The organism is Candidatus Paceibacterota bacterium, from assembly GCA_035652395.1.
GTDB lineage: Bacteria > Patescibacteriota > Minisyncoccia > Phycocordibacterales > CAJBRS01 > JADGRH01.
Genome location: DASRDX010000012.1, coordinates 72,785 through 91,388 on the forward strand (window position 1 = coordinate 72,785; position 18,604 = coordinate 91,388).

At 43.3% G+C, this 18,604-nt stretch carries 26 protein-coding genes and 6 tRNA genes; 6 read left to right on the forward strand and 26 right to left on the reverse strand.

Annotation, left to right across the window (positions count from 1 at the left end; translation table 11 throughout):
- Positions 1-442: 442 nt before the first annotated feature.
- The 11 genes from VFA52_03080 to VFA52_03130 form a co-directional block, all read right to left on the reverse strand.
- Entirely contained in the window at positions 443-2,209 is a 1,767-nt protein-coding gene (locus VFA52_03080) for a peptidoglycan-binding protein (protein HZS43177.1), read from the reverse strand.
- 73 nt (positions 2,210-2,282) lie between these two features.
- Positions 2,283-2,597, reverse strand: coding sequence for a hypothetical protein (locus VFA52_03085; GenBank protein ID HZS43178.1), 315 nt, complete (start codon positions 2,595-2,597; stop codon positions 2,283-2,285).
- A gap of 111 nt (positions 2,598-2,708) precedes the next feature.
- A complete protein-coding gene (gene cyaB, locus VFA52_03090) occupies positions 2,709-3,251 on the reverse strand; it encodes a class IV adenylate cyclase (protein ID HZS43179.1) in 543 nt (180 codons plus the stop codon).
- Between the two features lie 126 nt (positions 3,252-3,377).
- Positions 3,378-4,049, reverse strand: coding sequence for a queuosine precursor transporter (locus VFA52_03095; GenBank protein ID HZS43180.1), 672 nt, complete (start codon positions 4,047-4,049; stop codon positions 3,378-3,380).
- Entirely contained in the window at positions 4,046-4,501 is a 456-nt protein-coding gene (locus tag VFA52_03100) for a reverse transcriptase-like protein (GenBank protein ID HZS43181.1), read from the reverse strand. The genes VFA52_03095 and VFA52_03100 overlap by 4 nt, the downstream gene beginning before the upstream one ends.
- A 177-nt stretch (positions 4,502-4,678) precedes the next feature.
- Positions 4,679-4,752, reverse strand: a tRNA-His gene (locus tag VFA52_03105).
- A gap of 38 nt (positions 4,753-4,790) precedes the next feature.
- Positions 4,791-5,588 carry an RsiV family protein gene (locus VFA52_03110; protein ID HZS43182.1) on the reverse strand — a complete coding sequence of 266 codons (798 nt, stop codon included), beginning with the start codon at positions 5,586-5,588 and terminating at the stop codon, positions 4,791-4,793.
- A 20-nt stretch (positions 5,589-5,608) separates the two neighbouring features.
- Positions 5,609-5,692: transfer RNA gene (locus VFA52_03115), tRNA-Leu, on the reverse strand.
- A gap of 76 nt (positions 5,693-5,768) precedes the next feature.
- Positions 5,769-6,239: a 50S ribosomal protein L19 gene (rplS, locus tag VFA52_03120; GenBank protein HZS43183.1), complete on the reverse strand. Its 471-nt coding sequence runs from the start codon at positions 6,237-6,239 to the stop codon at positions 5,769-5,771.
- 25 nt (positions 6,240-6,264) lie between these two features.
- Positions 6,265-6,987, reverse strand: a complete 723-nt coding sequence (locus tag VFA52_03125; GenBank protein HZS43184.1) for an RluA family pseudouridine synthase — start codon at positions 6,985-6,987, stop codon at positions 6,265-6,267.
- Complete coding sequence (locus VFA52_03130) at positions 6,987-7,616, reverse strand: hypothetical protein (GenBank protein ID HZS43185.1); 630 nt, start codon at positions 7,614-7,616, stop codon at positions 6,987-6,989. The genes VFA52_03125 and VFA52_03130 overlap by 1 nt, the downstream gene beginning before the upstream one ends.
- A 22-nt stretch (positions 7,617-7,638) precedes the next feature.
- Between VFA52_03130 and VFA52_03135 the strand changes: the two genes are divergently transcribed.
- Positions 7,639-8,304, forward strand: coding sequence for an NAD(P)H-dependent oxidoreductase (locus VFA52_03135; GenBank protein ID HZS43186.1), 666 nt, complete (start codon positions 7,639-7,641; stop codon positions 8,302-8,304).
- Positions 8,305-8,438: 134 nt separating this feature from the next.
- Here the strand turns inward: VFA52_03135 and VFA52_03140 are convergent.
- From VFA52_03140 to VFA52_03170, 7 genes are all read right to left on the reverse strand, one after another.
- Positions 8,439-8,511, reverse strand: a tRNA-Val gene (locus VFA52_03140).
- Positions 8,512-8,561: 50 nt separating this feature from the next.
- Positions 8,562-8,633, reverse strand: a tRNA-Arg gene (locus tag VFA52_03145).
- Between the two features lie 38 nt (positions 8,634-8,671).
- On the reverse strand, positions 8,672-9,010 hold the full coding sequence (locus VFA52_03150; protein ID HZS43187.1) for a hypothetical protein: 339 nt from the start codon (positions 9,008-9,010) through the stop codon (positions 8,672-8,674).
- 1 nt (position 9,011) lies between these two features.
- Positions 9,012-9,635 carry a hypothetical protein gene (locus tag VFA52_03155; protein ID HZS43188.1) on the reverse strand — a complete coding sequence of 208 codons (624 nt, stop codon included), beginning with the start codon at positions 9,633-9,635 and terminating at the stop codon, positions 9,012-9,014.
- Entirely contained in the window at positions 9,632-10,168 is a 537-nt protein-coding gene (locus tag VFA52_03160; protein HZS43189.1) for a hypothetical protein, read from the reverse strand. Before VFA52_03160 ends, VFA52_03155 begins: the two co-directional genes overlap by 4 nt.
- Positions 10,169-10,172: 4 nt before the next feature.
- A complete protein-coding gene (gene pilM, locus VFA52_03165) occupies positions 10,173-11,276 on the reverse strand; it encodes a pilus assembly protein PilM (GenBank protein HZS43190.1) in 1,104 nt (367 codons plus the stop codon).
- Between the two features lie 45 nt (positions 11,277-11,321).
- Positions 11,322-11,657 (reverse strand): hypothetical protein, encoded by a 336-nt coding sequence (locus VFA52_03170; protein HZS43191.1) that lies wholly within the window; start codon positions 11,655-11,657, stop codon positions 11,322-11,324.
- A gap of 20 nt (positions 11,658-11,677) precedes the next feature.
- Between VFA52_03170 and VFA52_03175 the strand changes: the two genes are divergently transcribed.
- Positions 11,678-11,881, forward strand: a complete 204-nt coding sequence (locus VFA52_03175) for a hypothetical protein (GenBank protein ID HZS43192.1) — start codon at positions 11,678-11,680, stop codon at positions 11,879-11,881.
- On the opposite strand, the gene VFA52_03180 is transcribed toward VFA52_03175, so the two are convergent.
- Positions 11,882-12,268 carry a RuvX/YqgF family protein gene (locus tag VFA52_03180; GenBank protein HZS43193.1) on the reverse strand — a complete coding sequence of 129 codons (387 nt, stop codon included), beginning with the start codon at positions 12,266-12,268 and terminating at the stop codon, positions 11,882-11,884.
- 29 nt (positions 12,269-12,297) lie between these two features.
- Complete coding sequence (locus VFA52_03185) at positions 12,298-12,498, reverse strand: hypothetical protein (GenBank protein HZS43194.1); 201 nt, start codon at positions 12,496-12,498, stop codon at positions 12,298-12,300.
- A gap of 98 nt (positions 12,499-12,596) precedes the next feature.
- On the opposite strand from VFA52_03185, the gene VFA52_03190 reads away from it, so the two are divergent.
- Positions 12,597-13,565: an amino acid--tRNA ligase-related protein gene (locus tag VFA52_03190; GenBank protein ID HZS43195.1), complete on the forward strand. Its 969-nt coding sequence runs from the start codon at positions 12,597-12,599 to the stop codon at positions 13,563-13,565.
- Positions 13,566-13,599: 34 nt separating this feature from the next.
- Here VFA52_03190 and VFA52_03195 read toward each other — a convergent pair whose 3' ends face one another.
- The 3 genes from VFA52_03195 to VFA52_03205 all read right to left on the reverse strand — a co-directional run bounded on the left by VFA52_03195 (position 13,600) and on the right by VFA52_03205 (position 14,931).
- Positions 13,600-14,238, reverse strand: a complete 639-nt coding sequence (locus VFA52_03195) for a hypothetical protein (protein ID HZS43196.1) — start codon at positions 14,236-14,238, stop codon at positions 13,600-13,602.
- 248 nt (positions 14,239-14,486) lie between these two features.
- Positions 14,487-14,573 (reverse strand) — tRNA-Ser (locus VFA52_03200).
- A 97-nt stretch (positions 14,574-14,670) separates the two neighbouring features.
- Complete coding sequence (locus VFA52_03205; GenBank protein HZS43197.1) at positions 14,671-14,931, reverse strand: DUF5652 family protein; 261 nt, start codon at positions 14,929-14,931, stop codon at positions 14,671-14,673.
- 79 nt (positions 14,932-15,010) lie between these two features.
- Here VFA52_03205 and VFA52_03210 point away from each other — a divergent pair, with 79 nt between their 5' ends.
- Together VFA52_03210 and VFA52_03215 are read left to right on the forward strand one after the other, a co-directional pair.
- The gene (locus tag VFA52_03210) at positions 15,011-15,484 is read left to right on the forward strand and encodes a hypothetical protein (protein ID HZS43198.1); all 474 of its coding nucleotides are present in this window, start codon (positions 15,011-15,013) and stop codon (positions 15,482-15,484) included.
- A 174-nt stretch (positions 15,485-15,658) separates the two neighbouring features.
- Positions 15,659-16,318: a hypothetical protein gene (locus VFA52_03215; GenBank protein ID HZS43199.1), complete on the forward strand. Its 660-nt coding sequence runs from the start codon at positions 15,659-15,661 to the stop codon at positions 16,316-16,318.
- 115 nt (positions 16,319-16,433) lie between these two features.
- Here VFA52_03215 and VFA52_03220 read toward each other — a convergent pair.
- Positions 16,434-16,505, reverse strand: a tRNA-Arg gene (locus VFA52_03220).
- Between the two features lie 75 nt (positions 16,506-16,580).
- Positions 16,581-17,453: a hypothetical protein gene (locus VFA52_03225; protein HZS43200.1), complete on the reverse strand. Its 873-nt coding sequence runs from the start codon at positions 17,451-17,453 to the stop codon at positions 16,581-16,583.
- Positions 17,454-17,568: 115 nt separating this feature from the next.
- Here VFA52_03225 and VFA52_03230 point away from each other — a divergent pair, with 115 nt between their 5' ends.
- Positions 17,569-18,285 (forward strand): hypothetical protein, encoded by a 717-nt coding sequence (locus tag VFA52_03230; protein HZS43201.1) that lies wholly within the window; start codon positions 17,569-17,571, stop codon positions 18,283-18,285.
- A 43-nt stretch (positions 18,286-18,328) separates the two neighbouring features.
- On the opposite strand, the gene rpsT is transcribed toward VFA52_03230, so the two are convergent.
- A complete protein-coding gene (gene rpsT, locus VFA52_03235; GenBank protein HZS43202.1) occupies positions 18,329-18,592 on the reverse strand; it encodes a 30S ribosomal protein S20 in 264 nt (87 codons plus the stop codon).
- Between the last annotated feature and the right edge of the window lie 12 nt (positions 18,593-18,604).

Sequence of the window (18,604 nt, forward strand, 5' to 3'; positions counted from 1 at the left end):
GCAGTTTTGAAATTTCAGCAAAACTGCGGCCCTCTCTACTTTCCTAAGAGAAATTTCCTAATGGCTAGAAGAAGCAGTCCAAAAAAGACCAAGAGATAGAGAAAAATGCAACCGAAACAAAAGGCCAAAAGAACTATTTTCATTGGCCGAGCTTAGCAAAAGAGCCTTAAATAAAAGTTAAATGGAAATTAAACGAGAGCTAAAAACGACCGCTCACTTACGTGAGCGGTCGACGCCTACCCAGCCGTGACCCATCCAGGTCCAATTATTGCTCGGCGAAGTATCTTTTTTTGGATATGGGCTCTTGAGATAAGCGTGAGCAGGCGAACTGAAAAGTACTATCCCCGCAACCGCGATTAGAATTCTTTTCATAGGTAGAGGTGATCTACCTATAATTGTACGCTTCCTGGTCTGGGAAACTATTTACTTATGCACACCTATCTTAATTAGTCTTACTATAGACTACTGAATTACTTGTACCACCACTATTTGTTACTGAGACATTGTAATTTCCAGCCGGAATGACGTGATTTGAGATTGAACAAGAAGGAGAGGTGTGCTGACAGGAATAATCATCACTGTAAGGGATGTTGAAGGTTAAAGTGGCCGCGTCATACGAGTTAATATTATTCAAGCTATAGACTTCGTAATTACCGAAGTTAATTTTGTTGCCGTAATTGTCAAAGCCGGAACCGTACAAAGTAACTTGAGTGCCATTTGGACCAGCGGATGGTGAGATGTAGCTAACATAGGGCTGAACATGATTGCCTCCCCCAGAATAGCTGCTGACATAGACTGTGGTAGAGGTTTTGGCGGTTTGACCGGAAGAATTTCTAACGGTAAAGCTAACGTTGTAAGTGCCGGAGACGTTGTATGAATGAGTGAAGCTTGAAGATTGCTGACCGGCGGCCTGGGCGGCGGCGCTGTTTTGAGAAGCCCCGCAAGAGGCGTAACTCGTGCATTGAGCGCTAGTATCTCCCCAATCAACGGAATATGTCAGCGTTCCGTTTTGAGGATCACGAGCATTAACTGTCCAAGTACCTGTCTGACCAATGGTTAGAGTGGTTGGGCCACTTAATCCGTTAATGACTGGCGCAGCGCCGGTAGTTGAAGAAGCGGAAGTGACTAAGAAGTTAACGGCATTACTTGTGCCATTAGCATTCACCACTGAAACCGCATATGTGCCGGGAGTAATCTGAACAGCGATAGCCGGACAAGCCATGCCCGGAGCACAGTAGTAACCTGCCCATTGTGGAACGGTAAAAGTTAGAATTTTTTGATTGGGACAGGAGGAGCCTTGCATGCAAGGTACGGCAATTTCCGAATAAGTTGGATTACCTACCGAATAATTTCCGAACTTAATAGTGTTTCCTGTTGAAGAAAAATTTCCATAAATTTGCACTTGAGTTCCGACCGAACCTGCTGAAGGGTTGATAGAGGTGATTGAAGGAGATCCTGAGTTAGTTCCGGAAGTGACATTAAACGTCATTGTATTGCTCGTACCGTTTGAGTTAACTACCTTAACCATTAATGGCCCTGGTAGAACGTGAATGCCCGGAGAAAGTTGTAACCCGTCAGGAATAGTAAAGGTTAGAGAAGTGTTGCTTACAGCACTCACTTGGAGAGCTGGTAGGTTATCCAAATAAATTGTAGTGATTCCATAACCACTGAAACAATTTCCAGTATTGGCGCTGTTCATTAGTATTGCGCAGGAAGGAAATACGGAGGAAGAATTAAGAGGGCAAGTATAACCACCGCAACCCATGCTGCCAGCAAGAAAGCCTGATCCAGTCAAGGTAACTTGAGTACCAATTGGGCCGCTTGATGGAGTAATAGAAGAAATAGAGACGCCGCTAGAAACATTGCCGCAAGTTAATGATTGGATTTTAGCTCGGGTAAATGGACCCACAAATCCTACAGGAGAAATGCCATTAGCTCTCTGGAAATTCTGCACGGCGGCAAAAGTCAGCGGTCCGTAAGAGGCGCGACCACTAAAGGAACCGTAACCGGCTGAAACTAGAAAATTCTGTAGAACGGTAACTTGTCCGCCGGTATTAAAATCAGTGGATCCTGGACCCATGTTATAGGTTAGGTTAACGCAGGACGAGACCGTACTAACGGTGTTGGCTGACTGACCAAAACTTGCGATTGGTAAAACTGCCACTACGGCAAGGCTCAAAATAAGCCCAAATTTGATTAGATTTTTCATAATTATAGAGACGAAATTAGTGATTAAACCTGTCGCCTCAATTATAGCTCTAAAACCTTAAATAAAAAGCGGCTCATTGCTGAGCTGCTCTTTGGGCGTGCTTACGGATTTCCCTTAGCCATTCTCTCCGCCACCAAAAATATTTCCATAGTCTGCGAATAAATGAGCCAGTATACGAAGCCAGTTGATATTTTTGTTCCATTTCCTCAATCAATCTCATCACCTCTTCTTGCCTTTCCTTGTCAGACATTCTCGGAGGTGGGTCAGCCGCTAGAACAGCGAGGCGTGTAATATGGGGAAAAAGAGAATCTGTTTGACGCTTGAGAGCGCTTTTCTCCTCCTCCAGACGTCTGATGGTTTGTGCAGGAGTTTCTTCCGTCTTTTTCATCTGCCCCTCACCCTAACAAACTCTAGTTTATTTTCAAAGTGGCGCCTTCCCGAATCACATTCTTCTCTTTGAGGATCAGGAGTATGTGGAGAGTATAGGAGAAAAGTTAGCTTATATAAATAATTTTTCAACAGCCATAATGTCATAGCCCTTATGAACTTCATCTTCTGGTGCAACTCCAATTGAAATCATAAATTTATTTAGATCTTTTCTAACCAGTTCCTCATCATCATTAGTTTTCCTTTCAATCTCAATGAATGAACCAAGCTTATCTACATTATCAATGCATATCTCAAACTCCTCAAAATGTGTGGTGCGGCGATTTTTAATGACGCGGTTAGAAAGTTGATATCCCATTAAAAACAATGCTTGCTCCATTTCCTTGGCATTTTTTATTTCAGTTTCATGTTCGGCTTTGGTCAAGACCGCCAAGGATAGAGGTTTCTTTACAGTAAAAATAAATCTCCCATCACTTTTCTCTCTAATTCGGACAAAGTGATCATTTTTCAAGTACTCTTCCACATTCCCAATAATCTTAGTGTAGACCGAATCAACTTGACGAATAGGTTCTGACAAAACACATCCTAATTTTACCAGACTTTTTATAACTTCGTCGGGATTTTTAAGATATGCCTTGACTTCAATTTCTTTCATATTTAAGAGTATATCAATTCAAATAGAAAATGTGGGGCGGCTTCCCGAACCTTATTCTGCTATTTGAAGATCGGGAGTATGTGGAAAGTATAAGGGAAAAACTTAGCTATATCCATCAGTTAACGTCTAAGCTTTGATAATGAGCGGATTGAAGTCGGTGTTCGTATCATAGTAATCCTCATTCTCAGCTTTCTTTAGCTTCCCTACCACAAGATAAGTTAATGGAGTTAATATCACCTCTACAAGAGTTTTCAGAAACCAAGCAGATAAGACCGAACTCCATAATAAGTTGTTTGGAATAACAGCATAGAGGGCAATTGTATAAAAAAGAAAAGTATTGGCTCCTTCTCCAACAATGGTTGAGCCAATTGTTCTGGCCCAGAGATATTTTCCTTTAGTCCAGATCTTCATCGTGGCCAACACATAGTCATTCAGAATGCCGCCAACCCAAACGGCAATCCAACCACCCAATAGAATTCTTGGAACTGAACCCAACACTCTTGCATATGCTGCATTAGCATCAAAACCAGCGGCCGGAGGAAGCCAAACAACAATTTGATAAATAAGTCCTGCGATGACAGAGGCGAACAGAACTTTCCAAACGACATTTCTGGCTCTGGCATATCCATACACCTCTGTTAGAACATCTGCAAAAATATATGTAATTGGAAAATAAAGAGCGGTTGCAGAAACAGTAAAAATCCCTATCTCAACAATTTTCCCTGCCGTAATATCGGAGACTAGCTGAAAAGTAACATAGAGAATCGTAATCCAGGTTAGGTATTTGTAGTTTTTCATCTTTTTAAAATTGTAAGAAAATGTTTATGACTTCTTTTGGCTAATTGATCTATATTTTTATATTCTGAATTATTCTCACTTAAGTATGAGAACACTATCTCATTTCCTTTCTCTTTATATTTTTTAATTAAACCCATTACTTGTTTGTATTCCAAAGCCATAGAACTTACTTGCCAAATCTTATTAAGCTGTTTTAACACTGGTTCACAATCTCCCATTATTATAACCTTATTGGACCAACACATTGGCAAACAATGCTCTAACGCTCTAATAATTCCTAAATAGAAACATTTATTAGGCCCAGAATGTCTTAAGTAATGCACCCCAGCGGCCACTGGTTTTCCCCTACTATCATTACTCCACCAAGCTGCCCAAGCAGCTATTGATTCTCCTCTTTTGTCGTGTTTGGAAGTAGGTTTAGTAGAAGAATCTACCAATATATATAAATCCATATTAAATAAAGTTGGGCGGCTAGAGAGAATCGGTCACACATAAAAATGCTTCTCATTTTTTGCGCGACCCCGCCTCACTTGGAGCGGTCACAAAGCGACATCGCTCCTTCGCTCCGGCTTTCGATTCTCACTATTATCGCCCCAGCATAAAACCCGAATCCATTTCGGATTTTATGCTGGGGCGGCTAGAGAGAATCGAACTCTCGACTTCGGATCCACAGACCGAGGTTTTACCATTAAACTATAGCCGCCATGTATGAGCGAAGCGCCGAAGGCGCTTCGCTCTCTGTTATAACAGATTCAAATTCGGATTCAAAATATCTTTCAGTTCGCTCCAAGGAATGGTGACTTCCTGCTCTCCGGCGGCGTAAGCCGCCACCTGATATTCCGTGAAGATAATTTCTAGTCCGTTATCAGTTACTAAAAAGGCATTGAAGTTTTCCTGCTTTGGGGCGGCGCCCTCTTCAATGGCGGCTGGCTCCGCATCAGTCCCGAGATTTTTTTTCAGGGTTTTAATGGAATATTCTGAAATGGCTTCTAGATATTGAGCGCCCGGTTTAAAAAGATTAGCTAAGCTCAATACATCAGCGGTGACTAAATTGTAATTTAGGGTCAAGACATTTGAACCAGGGTGAGCGGCGCCGGCGCTGTAAAACTCCTCGTTGAAGCGCAGCGGCAAGATTTTATTTAAACGATGATTGTTTAAAACATTAAAATCAATTTGCAAAGTGCTGGTACCATATTCTCCTGCAGAGCTTCCCGGGCCGGCGCTAGTGTCAAAATCGGCGCGATAAGAAACTAATTCTTGATTAACGATTTCTCGAACACTTCGATTAATCTTGTCGGCTAGAATGCTGTCACTGAACGCAAAGACGGGGTAACTGGCTTTCAGAGAATAGAACTTTTGACTGTTACTTTCAGTAATAGTCTTGGTGGTGTAAGTAATAGACGAAGTGGCGGCAGTACTTGAAGCGGTGCCGGTATTTTCCGGAGCGATCGTTTTAGCCGGCATTAGAAAATAAAAGAGGGCCGCAATTATTACTAAAACTAGAACACCAACTAAAAAATGGAGGCGTTGAGGAGTCATGGGGAAATTATAGCAAATTGTGCACGGGAGAGGACTCGAACCTCCATGCCCTTGCGGGCGCTACCACCTCAAGGTAGTACGTCTACCAGTTTCGCCACCCGTGCATGCGAGCATTATGGCAAAGTTTGCCCCTTTTTCAACTGAAAGCGCCCGGCCTTTGGCCGGGCGCTTTTTCTATTTTTAAGATTTTGTCTCTTGGTTTTCAGTATTTTCAGCTACTTCTTTCTCTTCAGTTGGTGCTTCCACGGTTGGAGTTTCTACCACTTCTTGTCGGCTACTTTGATCTAATCGGGACCGTCTCATCTGGCGGCTAATTTCCTTGGCCGCTTTTTCCCGAACGTAATAAAGTTTTGCCCGCCGCACCTTGGCTCGATTAACCACTTCAATCTTATCAATCAAAGGTGAATAAAGAGGAAAGATTTTCTCCACTCCATAGCCTCCAGCGACTCTTCGTACGGTAAAAGTGGCGCCGTTTTCGTTGCCATGTTTGCGTGCTAAAACCAGACCTTCAAAAACCTGCAAGCGAGTCTTGCCCTTTTCCTGAATTTTCTGGGAAACTCGAACGGTGTCTCCCGCCCGAAAGTCAATCCTCTGTCGGTCAGCAGTATTTAAAGTAGACAAAGTGATGGGTTTTTTAGTCGCCGTAGCCATAATTAGGAAGCTAATCTATCACGATTTAAGTCATTAAATCAAGCGCTCGTTCAAAATCGGGTGGAAAAGGCGCTTCTGCTTTAATAACCTCTCCGGTTTCAGTCTTAAATTCAATTGAACGGGCGTGCAGGGCTAGCCGTTCAAAACCTAAAAGCGACTCTCTTTTCGGGGCATAGAGCTTGTCACAGACTACCGGATGATTGATAGCCTTCAGGTGAACGCGGATTTGATGGGTCCGGCCCGTTTCGGGCCGGACCTCCAAAAAACTGACCCCACCTTTCACATCTTTTTCTTTCAAGACTTGGTAATTAGTTATCGCCTCGCGCGCCTGTCCCCTTGCCCATCGCTGGGCCGACCACAATCGGAAATCCTTTCGACTGCGAGCAATCGGTCGGTCGATCGTTCCATCTTTTTCTTTCATTAGACCGTAAACAAAGGCATTGTAAATTTTAGAGACAGCCCGAGTCTGAAATAAATTTTTTAAATAAAAAAATGTCTCCTGATTTCGAGCTACTATTAAAACGCCCGAAGTTTCCCGATCAAGCCGATGAACAATCCCCGGTCGATAAATTATTTCGCCGATTGGAGTTCTCCATGGCTCCCCTACTTCCTTTATTTCCGGGTATTTTTCCAAAAGCCATTCCGCCACCGAACCTTCTTTGGTTTTCCCGTCAGAATGAACTACCAAACCTGATGGTTTGTTGAGAATTATCAGATTTTTATCTTCATAAATAAGGGGAATTTCCATTAAGGCATAGCGAAGCCACGAAAAATAAACTGGCTTTTTGATTTATTTTCCTTTTCAGTAATTAGATCCTCCTTAACAAAATGTCTAGGAATTCGCATTACTACTGCTCGGATATCGTTTTTTTCTAGTCTACCATCTACATGTCTGCATAAATATTGTCTTTTCATAGCATCTCGCAAATCAGTGGTATCCTCGGTAAAATCTACAGACAATACTTCCAGATGATCAGTTTTAAAACCTACAAGCGTCTTCCCAAAACCCACCATTAGCCTCACTGGACCCGGCGCTTGTCCTTCGCTAAAGGCCAACTGAATTCCTTCTGGTTCAGGAACAACAGCGTTGGCATAGTGTGAATCGCCCTTATCCATCCCCACTTCAAATGATTGTCCTGTCTCCAGAGCTGTAACCACTCTGCTAATGCTTTCAATCCGCGCTAAACAATTTTCCTGTTCCATTATGCTATAGAGACTATTCATATCATCTGTTAATTTGATATCTAATGTCTCTTCTAGTTTCTCTAAAAAAATTGGTAGATTTTCGCGAATATATTCTTCATCTTCTGAACTCTCTAATCGGCGCGCTAAATCAAGCGTCTCTCTTACTTCGGAGTTATTTGGAGGTTGTTCCATACCTAAATGTTATACTAAATTCATGTACAAAACCAAGCCCTATCACCCTTGCGATATGCCGGCCTCTGAAGAATTAAACGTCCTGGTTCTGAACGCCTCGCTCAAACATACAAAGGAAGAGACCTCCAATACGGAGGAGCTTTCTGAGCTGGTGCTGAAATATATGAGCCAGCACGGGTCAAAAATCAAAAGTGAAATTATTCGTCTGGCTGACAAAAATATTCCGGTTGGCCTTAAGTATAAAGAGGGCGAGAATGATGATTGGCCCGATATCGTCAAAAAATTAAAAGAGGCTGATGTAGTAATCTTTGCCACTCCCATTTGGTGGGGCAGTCGCTCGAGTTTGATGCAGAGAATTATCGAAAGAATGGACGCTCTTGATGAAGACTATATTGCTTCCGGCCGCAGCGCTCTTTTAAATAAGGTGGCCGGAATTACTATCACCGGCAGCGAAGACGGCGCTCAAGCCACTCTTGGCAGCATTATGGAAGTTCTAACCTTCATGAATTTCACTTTGCCGCCTGAATGCTGCGCTTACTGGGTGGGTGAAGTCGGTCAGCCGCCGGCGGAAGATCGAGCCAAAAGGCTGAAAAATAAAGCAACTGATCATATGGCTAAAAATCTTGCCCGCAATTTAGTTTATTACGCTAATCTCCTTAAACTTCATCCACTAGAAATTAAAAAGTAGTGGGCGATGAGGGTAAACATTTCTCATTGCCATATATTTGAATTTAGAAGCTCGTTGCCACAGAATTACTTAAGTTTACCAACATGGCGCCGAAATTTAAAATTACTGGAAAATCCAGATAATTTTAAATTTTGTGGGCGATGAGGGACTCGAACCCCCGACCTTTTCGGTGTAAACGAATTGCTCTACCAACTGAGCTAATCGCCCAAGTATGCTTTCACTTTAATATCAAAGACTTTTTAAATCAACCTTGTGTGCGCCCCCGCGAGGAATCGAACCTCGATTGACGGCTTAGAAGTCCGCAGTTCTATCCATTGAACTACGGGGGCGTGTTCATAAAATAGCGCGCGCTTTAACTTATAGCAAGCTAGAGTGCCGGGTCCGCAGCGCTTGGTGAGGCTTGTCGCAGGTCTTCAAAATGTTTTTCCCGAGCGTCGTAAGTGCTGATGGTCTGCTTCAGTTTACTAATGGTGGATTGGTCGGCGCCGGCGGTTTGAGCCGGCGACGCTTCAAAGATGTTGCCTCGATTGATTTGCCAGAAAAGATAGCCGCTCCAGATCAAGATTAAAATGCTCAAAACAACAAAGATGATGATCGTCTTCTGCCAGTCTCCATAGGGATCGGCTCCGATACGCGGACCGCGCTTTCCGCCTGATCCGCGAAACTTCAATAATTTTTTAAAAATGGCTCCTAGATCTTGCTTCATATTATTTTATTTTCACCACATTAAAATCATACTCCGCCTCCCAAACACTGGCGCGCCTTAGCACCGTTTTCGGCGTTGAGCTAGAACTTGAAGCACTTAAATCAATATTGCTGGTAGGAACGGCAGCCGTGGTTGTATCCCCGGTTGAATGGAGATTGACTTGATTAATCCGAATGTTAAACGGCAAAGTCTCTAGCATGGCCAAAAAATAAAAAGTGTTTTGCCAGCTACCGCTGCTATGAAAAGTCAGGTGGAGCAATTCATAATTGGCTGAAGAGGGATTCATTTCCATTGTACTAACTGATTCAGTCTTGCCATCAAGATGAGCGAAGGCAGCCAGTCGTTCAATGGTATTGATAAAATCTACGGCTCCATCACTTTGGACAAAATAGGAATTAATTTTGCTTTCGTCTCCAGAAGCATTGGAAAAAGTGGAACGGAGCGAGTCTAGATTTTGATCTTCTGCCTGAAGAGAGGCTACGTCATTGGCCAAAGCCGAACTTTGCTGCACGTATTTTTTCAAGTTATTGAAGAAATAGTAGTAAGCGGCGGCCATTAAAAGAACTAGAAGTGTCGCTCCTAAAACCAATTCTAAAGTATTGGAAATTTTGACAGATTTTTTCATGATTTTAGTGTCAGGGTCATGGTGAAATCAATATCCCGATCAGCGGCGAAGGCGGATATTGGCAATTCCACTTTGGTGAAATCTTTAATGGTCTGCAAACTGTGATAAAACTGGGTTAAATCATCACGCTTATTGGCGTTTCCTTTAATAAGAATGGTTGACCCTTCGGCGCCGTAGTTTACAAAAAATTGGTTGACCGTGATTCCGCTCGTTTTCTTGTCAGTTATTTCCTTAATGTAAAAGGATGAATTACCGGTTTTATTATCAATTTTTAGAGCACTGAGGTTTCCCTTTAAGGAAGTTAAGAACTTGGCCAAATTTGGATCAGTCTTAGTCGCAATATCGGTTTTAATGCCCGCACTTTGGTCGTTGAGGTCCGCTACTTTCCGATACGAGAGTAAATATGAGGGCAAAAGGAAAGCGCTAGCTATTACTTCGATGGCGAAAATAAAACACAAAATAACGAAAAGTAATCGATAAAAATATTCGCGTTTCAATAATTTCTTTTCTTCTTCCGGTAATAAATGAAACATTTTATTAAGATATGGGCTTTGTGGGTAAAGCCAAGCCGATGGCTGCTCCAAAATTTAGAGCATCCGCCGCTTCAACTGGCGGAATATACTGATCAAAACTAAAAGCATTACTCCAGACATTGGCAATTTCAACTTCCATCCGAACAGTTTCAGCTAAATATTCCTTAAAACCGATTATTGAAGCTTCTCGACCGAGAAGATAAACTTTTTGGATTTTCTGGCGTTCCAGAACTTGGCCTCTTTCCGTATGAGTATGCCAATAGCTGAAAATTCTCTCAATCTCGTCCTTCAAAACCGAAGCAACGTTAACTAAAGCAAAAAAGACGTCGGTATTTTCTTCAGTCTTAATAAAGCCTTTTTGCTTTTTTATTTTCTCCGCCTCCGATACATCAACTTTGAATTGCTTGGCGATGGCTTGCGTAAAGTTGTCGCTTCCTACTGCCAGACTGGAATTAAATTGCACCCGCTCGTTACTAACCACCGAGAATCCTGTTTTTGTATCATCAATATTGATAACTAAATAAGTGCCTGCATCGCCGTTTTTAATCACCGCTCGGGCAATAGCTTGGGCTTCGATGGAAAACGATAGCGGCATCAGATCGGCTTTTTTCAGTAACTCCACGTATTGGTTAATTGTCTCACGAGGTAAAACTGAAACGATGGCTTCCCTTTTTGACTCACTTTCCGGTGCCCCTTCCGATAGTTTGGGTTCGAGCAAATGATAATCAAAGATGGCTTCTTCTAAAGAAAGAGGTACATTTTCCTCGAGATGAAATTCAATAAAGGTTCGAATTTCCTTATCCGTGGTGTTCGGAATTTCGGTCGTAAATACATAGGATTTTTCATCCGGTAGAGCCGTTTTCACAAATTTCAGTTTATTTTCCTTTTTTAACTGGCGCAAAATTTCTACCAGTTGCTTGTTTTCTGCAAGCGGTGCTTCGGCATTGAAATAATCCAGCTGCTTTTGGCTGAATGAGCCAACTTCCAAAGTTTTCTTGCCCTTTTTAAATTCAATCAACCTAAGAGTGTGCGGGCTAAGGTGCAGCCCGGCGTATGGCATCTGGAGAAAGACTGGAGGAGGAAAATATTCAAAAAACTTTTTGGCCATTACTAAATATTATATCACCGCTTAACTAAACTTCGCTTGGAGAAATTAATTTCCGGCCGTTCCGGTAGGAATGTTGGGATTTTGCGGCACGATTAAAGAAAATGGCATGCCTTCTTTACCTCCCATGGCAAAGAGCATGCCGTTGCTTTCGTGGCCTCGAATAGTGCGAGGCTCAAGATTGGTAACGAAAAGGCATTTAGTACCAATAAGAGCGGCGGGGTCGGGATAATATTCGGCGATGCCGGAGACGATTTGGCGAGGCGGAGCCTCGCCAAAATCCACTGATAGCTTAAGAAGCTTATCAGTGTCAGGAATGCGGTCGGCCGTGAGGATCCGGCCGACCCTGATTTCCACCTTTTTGAACTCTTCATAAGAAATCATAATTGTTCTATTATAATGGAATGATGGAAAGATTCGAACAGCCAACCGAAGAATCGCCCGAGATTAAAGTGCTGGCGCCTGAAGACAGGGAGATGTGGGATTACTATCAAAGGATGAAACTCACCAGATTGGAAGACAGGACTCCGGAAGAAAACATTAAACTTGGAGCGGCACTTGAGCGCTTAAAAGACCTTAACCTTCTGGAAGAAAGTGAAAGTGCTTAATTAGCGCGCACGTCTAGCCAAAAAACTTTTTAAAATAAGAGCGGCGGCCGAAGAATCTAATAGAGGCGTCGCGCCTTGCAGGCGCGACGCCTCTTGGCTTGTCATAAATTCCGGCTCCAAATAAACTGGCAAATTTAATTCTTTCTCCAGAACTCCCTTAAACATTTTAATATCCGCCATAATTTTATTTTCCTCACCGGCAAAATTACGCGACTCCCCCATCACCACAGCTGCCACGCCTTCGGCGTGACACAATGCCTTAATCCTCTCCAAAAGGAGTTTGTTATTAGTTATCACCCCTTTCGGAAAAGCCATCGTCTGATCATCATTAGAAATGGCCAGTCCCACGTTCTTCTGTCCGTAGTCAATTCCCAGAAGTTTAGACATATCTTTAAGTATAAATAAAAATCGACAACTTATTTAGCTGCCGATTGTAATCGTGCTGCTACATCATAGGTGTCCTTTAAAGATGGAGACCCGGTCGGGTATTTTTTGGCCTTTTCTTTCCCTTTATCAATCCTCTCTAATGCCTCGACAATATAGTCGTGAGGAAGAGTAGGTTGTTGACGAGCTAAAGCAGCTCCGTTTACAAATTCCACCATTCGAGAAGCGTCCATTCTGTCTTTAATCTATTAAAAGAATCTGAAAAGTCAATTAGATTTAGTCAAAAGCCACCTTGTATAGATTGCTCCTTTTCCTGTATAATTAGACTTTAATGAGTCTCGAAAATAGCGGTCGATTGATTCGCCGATTCAAGAAGAAGATGTTTCTCGAAACCCCGGAAGGGGTTATTTTTTTGTTTGAATTATTAAAAAGAGTGGCGGCCGAAGGCCGCCGCTCCCTTAACCAACAATTAACCATGATCAACAATTACAAAGGAGTAGAAAATGTAGAGTTATATGACGAAGTTCTTACCAAGCTTCGGTCGTTCTTTAAAAACCGGGGTTTTGTGGAAGTAAATACACAGGACCGCTTGAGCATTTTGGCGGCCTGCGAAGACCCGAGCACGGTAGCTACCTACAATTATGCCGGCAAGCTGTGGCCGCTTCCCCAGACCGGGCAGATGTGGCTAGAATACGAATTATTGAAACGCCCGGAGCTCCCGGGCGTTTTTTGTGTCGGCACAAGTTATCGCGCCGAAAAAAATCCGATACCGGGCCGCCACAAAATAATCTTCCCGATGTTTGAGTTCGAAGCCAAAGGCACCATAGAAGATCTGAAGAACCTGGAAGCCGAAGCCCTTGAGCATCTGGGCTTCGGCTCTTCCGAAAATTTCATCCACAAAACCTATGATGAAATGAAAGAATATTATGGCAAAGAACTGACCTATAAAGAAGAAAATAAAATGATGGAAGATTTCGGACCGGTGGTCTTTCTGGAAAATTTTCCCATCTCCACTTCCCCTTTTTGGAACATGAAAAAGAATGGAGAGTACGCCCACAAAATCGACGTCATCCTCTACGGCAACGAAACTATCGGTAGTGCCGAGCGCAGCACTGATAAAGAAGAAATGCGAGAGCAATTTGAAACCATCAGTGGTGGAAGATACGCCGCCAAGCTCTACGAACTTTTCGGCCAAGAGCGAGTCCAAAAAGAACTAAATGAATTCCTATCGCTCGACTTCTTCCCGCGCTTCGGCGCCGGCATCGGCATGAGCCGTCTCATGGACGCGTATCAGAAATAAAAAGCGTCGCCTTGTGACGACGCTGTTTCTAATGTTAGATTTCCTTAGGTATCAATGAGACCGATAGCTCTTCGATCTCTACCACTCGGGCGAGATTGAGCGCCTGATTATAAAGCTCTTCCCGACGCCTAGCCCACCTCTTAATAGCTTCTCCCAACTTTTCCCATATTTGCTGCGGTTCTTCCTCAGTTGCTCCGATGATTGTTGGCAGATTAGCCTGCTGGATTTCAATGATTTCTGCTTTTTCCCGACCGCGCTCTTTATATCCTGGTAAACCAATGAAATGTATGGTCGCGAGCACCCATAAACCAGAGCGAGTTAGTCCCCATACCACTTTGCTACCATTAGGAACGCTTGGTCCACTTGGATAGGAACGATAACCACTATTTGGTACCGTTTTTACCGCCTGCAATGGCTGAAGATGGAAAATTCCTTGCGTCTCGAGCGAGAAATTTTCATTTCCAACCGTGGTGGGCCCATCAAAACTAATCTCGTGGCAGAATCCGCTTTCTGATTTCATGCATTCCAACTTACCCAGAGTGGGTAAGGTAAATTTGTCGAGATGGGACTTAATGAGTTTGCGACGCGCTTCGATGAGCTCAACCCATTCTTCTCTAGTGGGTTGATTTGGTCGAACTAACTTTTCTAATACTTCAGTATTGATTGAGGGCATACCCTAATCCTTTCTTTTGGTTGTTTTTGTGATTTTCAAGAGGCTTACCTCCTGTCTAAAAATGATTCTCTCTGACTTAGATTTTTTGTCAAGCAAGTTAATTTCCTTGAGAACGAAATTTATTAACGAAAAAGCCTACGTTCGTTTGTCTCGCGTACTCGCTCGGTATCCGCTCCGCCGTTCGAATCCCTCTCTGAGTCAGACGGCCTTGCTGCAGAATGATGCAGGTCACTCTTTGCAAGTCGTTGCGGAGAGGGTGGGATTCGAACCCACGGTACCCGTTAGGGCACTCCAGTTTTCAAGACTGGTGCGTTCAACCACTCTGCCACCTCTCCGTGGAAAAACAGTTACACTATACTGAATTTTTGGGTGTTTTCAAAAGAAAGAGGCGGGCGCGAAGCGCCCGCCTCTTTCTTTATGAAATGCTTTTAACTAAACCTGCGGATTACTATTCGGATTTCCGACCGGCCCACTTTTTACTTTGTCGTTTGAGAAAACGTACAAGTAAAGAATATCCAGAATACCGGCTGTATTAACGATTAATAACGCTACAAACCAAACTTTCTCGCCGCGGCGAGCTGACTTCCACAGAGCCATACCTTTCCAAATCAGACTCCAGATTATTAGAAGAACGAATAATATAGGAGCCAGAACCGGAAAAGGGCTGTGGCTAAACATAAATGGTGACATCATAATGATTTAATTATAACTCCAAATCGAAATTTCAAGTACTAGGTGCAAGTAAGCCCAATTCGCGCTAAAATTAAGCTTAATGGATCCATTGAGTCCCTTAACTTGGCAGGCCCTTGAGTATCATCATGAACCGAAATCAGTTGATTGGTTTTGGGCTGTCGGCATTATTGCTCTCTGTATTGCGGTCACGTCCGTTATCTACGGCGACATTCTTTTTGCCATTCTAGTTCTAATTGGGGCCGGCTCTCTGGCCATTTATGCCGTGCGTGAGCCGGAACTGGTCCAATTTGAATTAAATGAAAAGGGCGTGAGAATTGATCGCAAGCTCTATCCTTATGCCACTTTGGAATCATTTTGGGTGGAAGAGCACCGAAACGTTCACCCTCGACCAAAACTTCTAATCAAATCACAGAAAATCACCATGCCTTTAATTGTCATTCCGATTGAAGAGATTCATCCCGATGACATCCGCAATTTTATTTTAAATTATCTTCCGGAAGAGGAACACTATGAACCCCTCTCACAGAAGCTGATGGAGTATTTGGGATTTTAATCTTTTTAGGGGAAATACATTGTAGTGTGGCTTAATTCCTTGGATCCAACAGCTGTTGACTTTTTATTATTTTATATCATTGTATATCCAATGTTCTTTAATAACGGTCAGTCATAGCTTCACATTCTGTGAGGAAATGATCAGCTGAAGAGAACGACAACGGAAAGGAAAAGTATGAGTAAGACGATATCAATCGCTCAGTCTCATAATCTTGTTTCGATACTTGCGAACAACACGGACTGGAAACAAGTCGACAGTAAAGTTGCTCAAGACATCATTGACAACCCTCGAGGAGCCGGAAATCAATTCACCCGCTTTCTTCGAAACGGTGCAAAGATCGACTTTGAGGAACCGAAAATCATACCAATCGATCGGTTCGAGCCACTTAATCCCGATAATCCAAACTGGTCGGGTGATGGTTGGAGCATCGATGAGCAAGATGAAAGGTCTCTTGCGCTCACCGAAATCGACCTCAATAAAGTGAGGCTCGTGACAACTCTGAAAGCCGGGGAAATCACAATCACTGGCGAAGAAAGGTTAGCCCGGCTGAAAAAAGCTAACTATGTCAATCTTGACGCTCAGACATTGTTCGCTTTTTTACAACACACTGAGCTTCTTCCTCCTCAGTGGAAAAGGCAGTCGTACCGAAGATGTTTTGGTAAAATTCCGCAAGGATACATCTTCTTCCATGGCACTATTCTTCGCGACCGACGAGGACGAAGACATGTTCCGTATGTAAATTGGGATGGAAAAGAAAGCTGGGTCTACATACGCGCTATGGATACCGGATTCCAGCTGACATCAGTTCACCCTTCAGCGGTTCTGGTAGTCTAATTCCCAAAACACCTGTTGGCACTTTCTGCCAGCAGGTTTTTTATTTTCATTAAATGAAAAAATAAGAAGTTACCAAATCATTTTCAGTTCAATTCCTCAAAGACAAAGCTTCGCTTCCCCTCGCTAGGAATCGAACCTAGATTTTGAGATCCGCAATCTCATGTCCTATCCATTGAACGACGAGGAGTCTTCATAATTTACTCTAAATAGATTTAACTGTCCAAATAAAAAGGTCTGGTTATAAAACCAAACCTAACTTGACTCAAAAAATGCTTCGTCGAGCTTGATCATGGAGAGCAGCCAGACCGGCTATTAAGGTGAGCTGCTGACCAGCATGGTCAACATTGTGACAAGCCCATTCATAGCCGTGGCCTTTTCGAAGCCAGCCGTCAGCCGGATGAAGACCGCAGCCATCTCCCGGACAGCTTATATTTAGCCAGCCATCGGCAGATTCTACTGTAGCCCGAAAACGGTAATCATCAACATAAGCATCAGTCATCATCTCCACATAAGCTTTGTACATCGCCTTCTCCACTTCAGGCAAATGCAACCCAGCTCGAGAACCGAGCCAAGAGCAAAGCGAAGAGCTGTACTCCCCACCCAAGGAACCTCCATGAGCTTCGTGACGAGTGATGGTAAAGACTGTTAGAAGCTGGGGCTTCGAAGAAGAAGTCTGCCAAGTGGGATATTGTAACTCGCTAAGGAGAACTGTTAGACTGGCGGAGGTGTTATCTGCTTCGTCCCAGACGATATCGGTCTTCTTGCCGGTCTTAGCACAGTCAATGCAATCCATCCCATGCTCATTTTCTTTTTTGCCTTTACATTTTGGACAAATCTCATCCGTAACAATGTGAATCTTGGGGAGTTTGATAGCAAAATCAACAAAATCTTGCCTTTCATCACGCCGAATAAGAGAGCCGCCGAAACCGAAATTTCCATTGAAATCTCCTTCAAATTTCTTAAGCTTCAATTCTTTCCGAAGCCTTGAAATTAGAGCCGAATTGGTAAATTTGCTTTTGATAGCTTCTATGGTCTCCCGATGAAGAGAAAGAGTAATTGAGAGATCTTTCTCTTTCCAGCCAAGCTCATACCAGCAGGGAATGTTCTCGTGTCGAATTAATTTTATATCAGACATTTTGCCTTTCTTTTGTTCTAATCTTTTTTTAGCACATAAGCCGCCTTTTGCAAGCGAATTGACTTTTCGGTCTTTAATGCTAATTTCACCTTAGAACTTTAACAAGAAAGGTCTTATGAAAACTATTGCGGTAATTGGAGCGCGTCCTCCGGAAATTAATCTAACGTGGAATAACGCTCTCATCATTTTTGCTTCCCTCTGCCTTTTGGCTTATGGGTTGCGTCGAACGGTTCCAAGTTTCATGTCTGTGGAAGTAATTCTTAAGAAAAACTGGGCGTTGCTTCTGATGCTGGGAATTTACGCGGTGGTAATGGCTTTTGACTACCGATCAGGAGGAACTCTTACTTCATTGAAGGCGACCGTAAGATATGGTGCGGCTTTTGCCCCCCTAATGTTCCTTCTTTGTTTGGTGATGGGAATCGGATCTGTGGTGATCGTCTGGCATCAGGAAGCTATCGTCAGCTGGATGGTTCGGCATCATTTTATCGGATCGGTTGGAGCTTCTCTTTCCACCCCTACATCAAACGCCATGATTCCGGCCATCGAAAGCTGCTGGAAGATTGAGGGTTTGAGACCTTCGTGTCTGTTTTTCATGCAGGCTTCAGCCCTAATGAGCATTCCGCTCTTCATGCTTCGAGCTACGGGGTTTCGGCCCGAATCGGAGCTCCCGATTCGAATGTGGTTAACCGGAGTGATACTCTCGGTGGTAGCTTGGATCTTCAAAAACCAAATCTACGCTGCTGTTGAATTGATGGTCCCCTGGTTTCAGCTCGCAGGGGGAATCTGGGATCATTTCTGGCAGAGTTTTTGCACTCGCTGTGGATTTAAGTAAAAGTCAAAGGCCGGAACGCTTCCGCGTTCCGGCCTCTTTTATTTTAAGAAATTTTTTTAATCAATTTTGAGAGGCGAGATTTCTTTCTTGAGGCGTTGTTCTTTTTGATAACGCCTTTCTTGGTAGCTTTATCAATGGCTTTGTAGGCGCGGCTTAGGGCGGCGCGAGCTTCCTTGATATTTTTTTGGCCGACTAACTTTTTAATTTCCTTAACGGCGTTGTTTAGGCTTGTCTTGCGGCGCAAATTAAAAACTCGTTTCCGGTGGGAAACGCGCAGGGCTTTTTTAGCTGAACGGGTAATCGGCATTTAATTTATTAG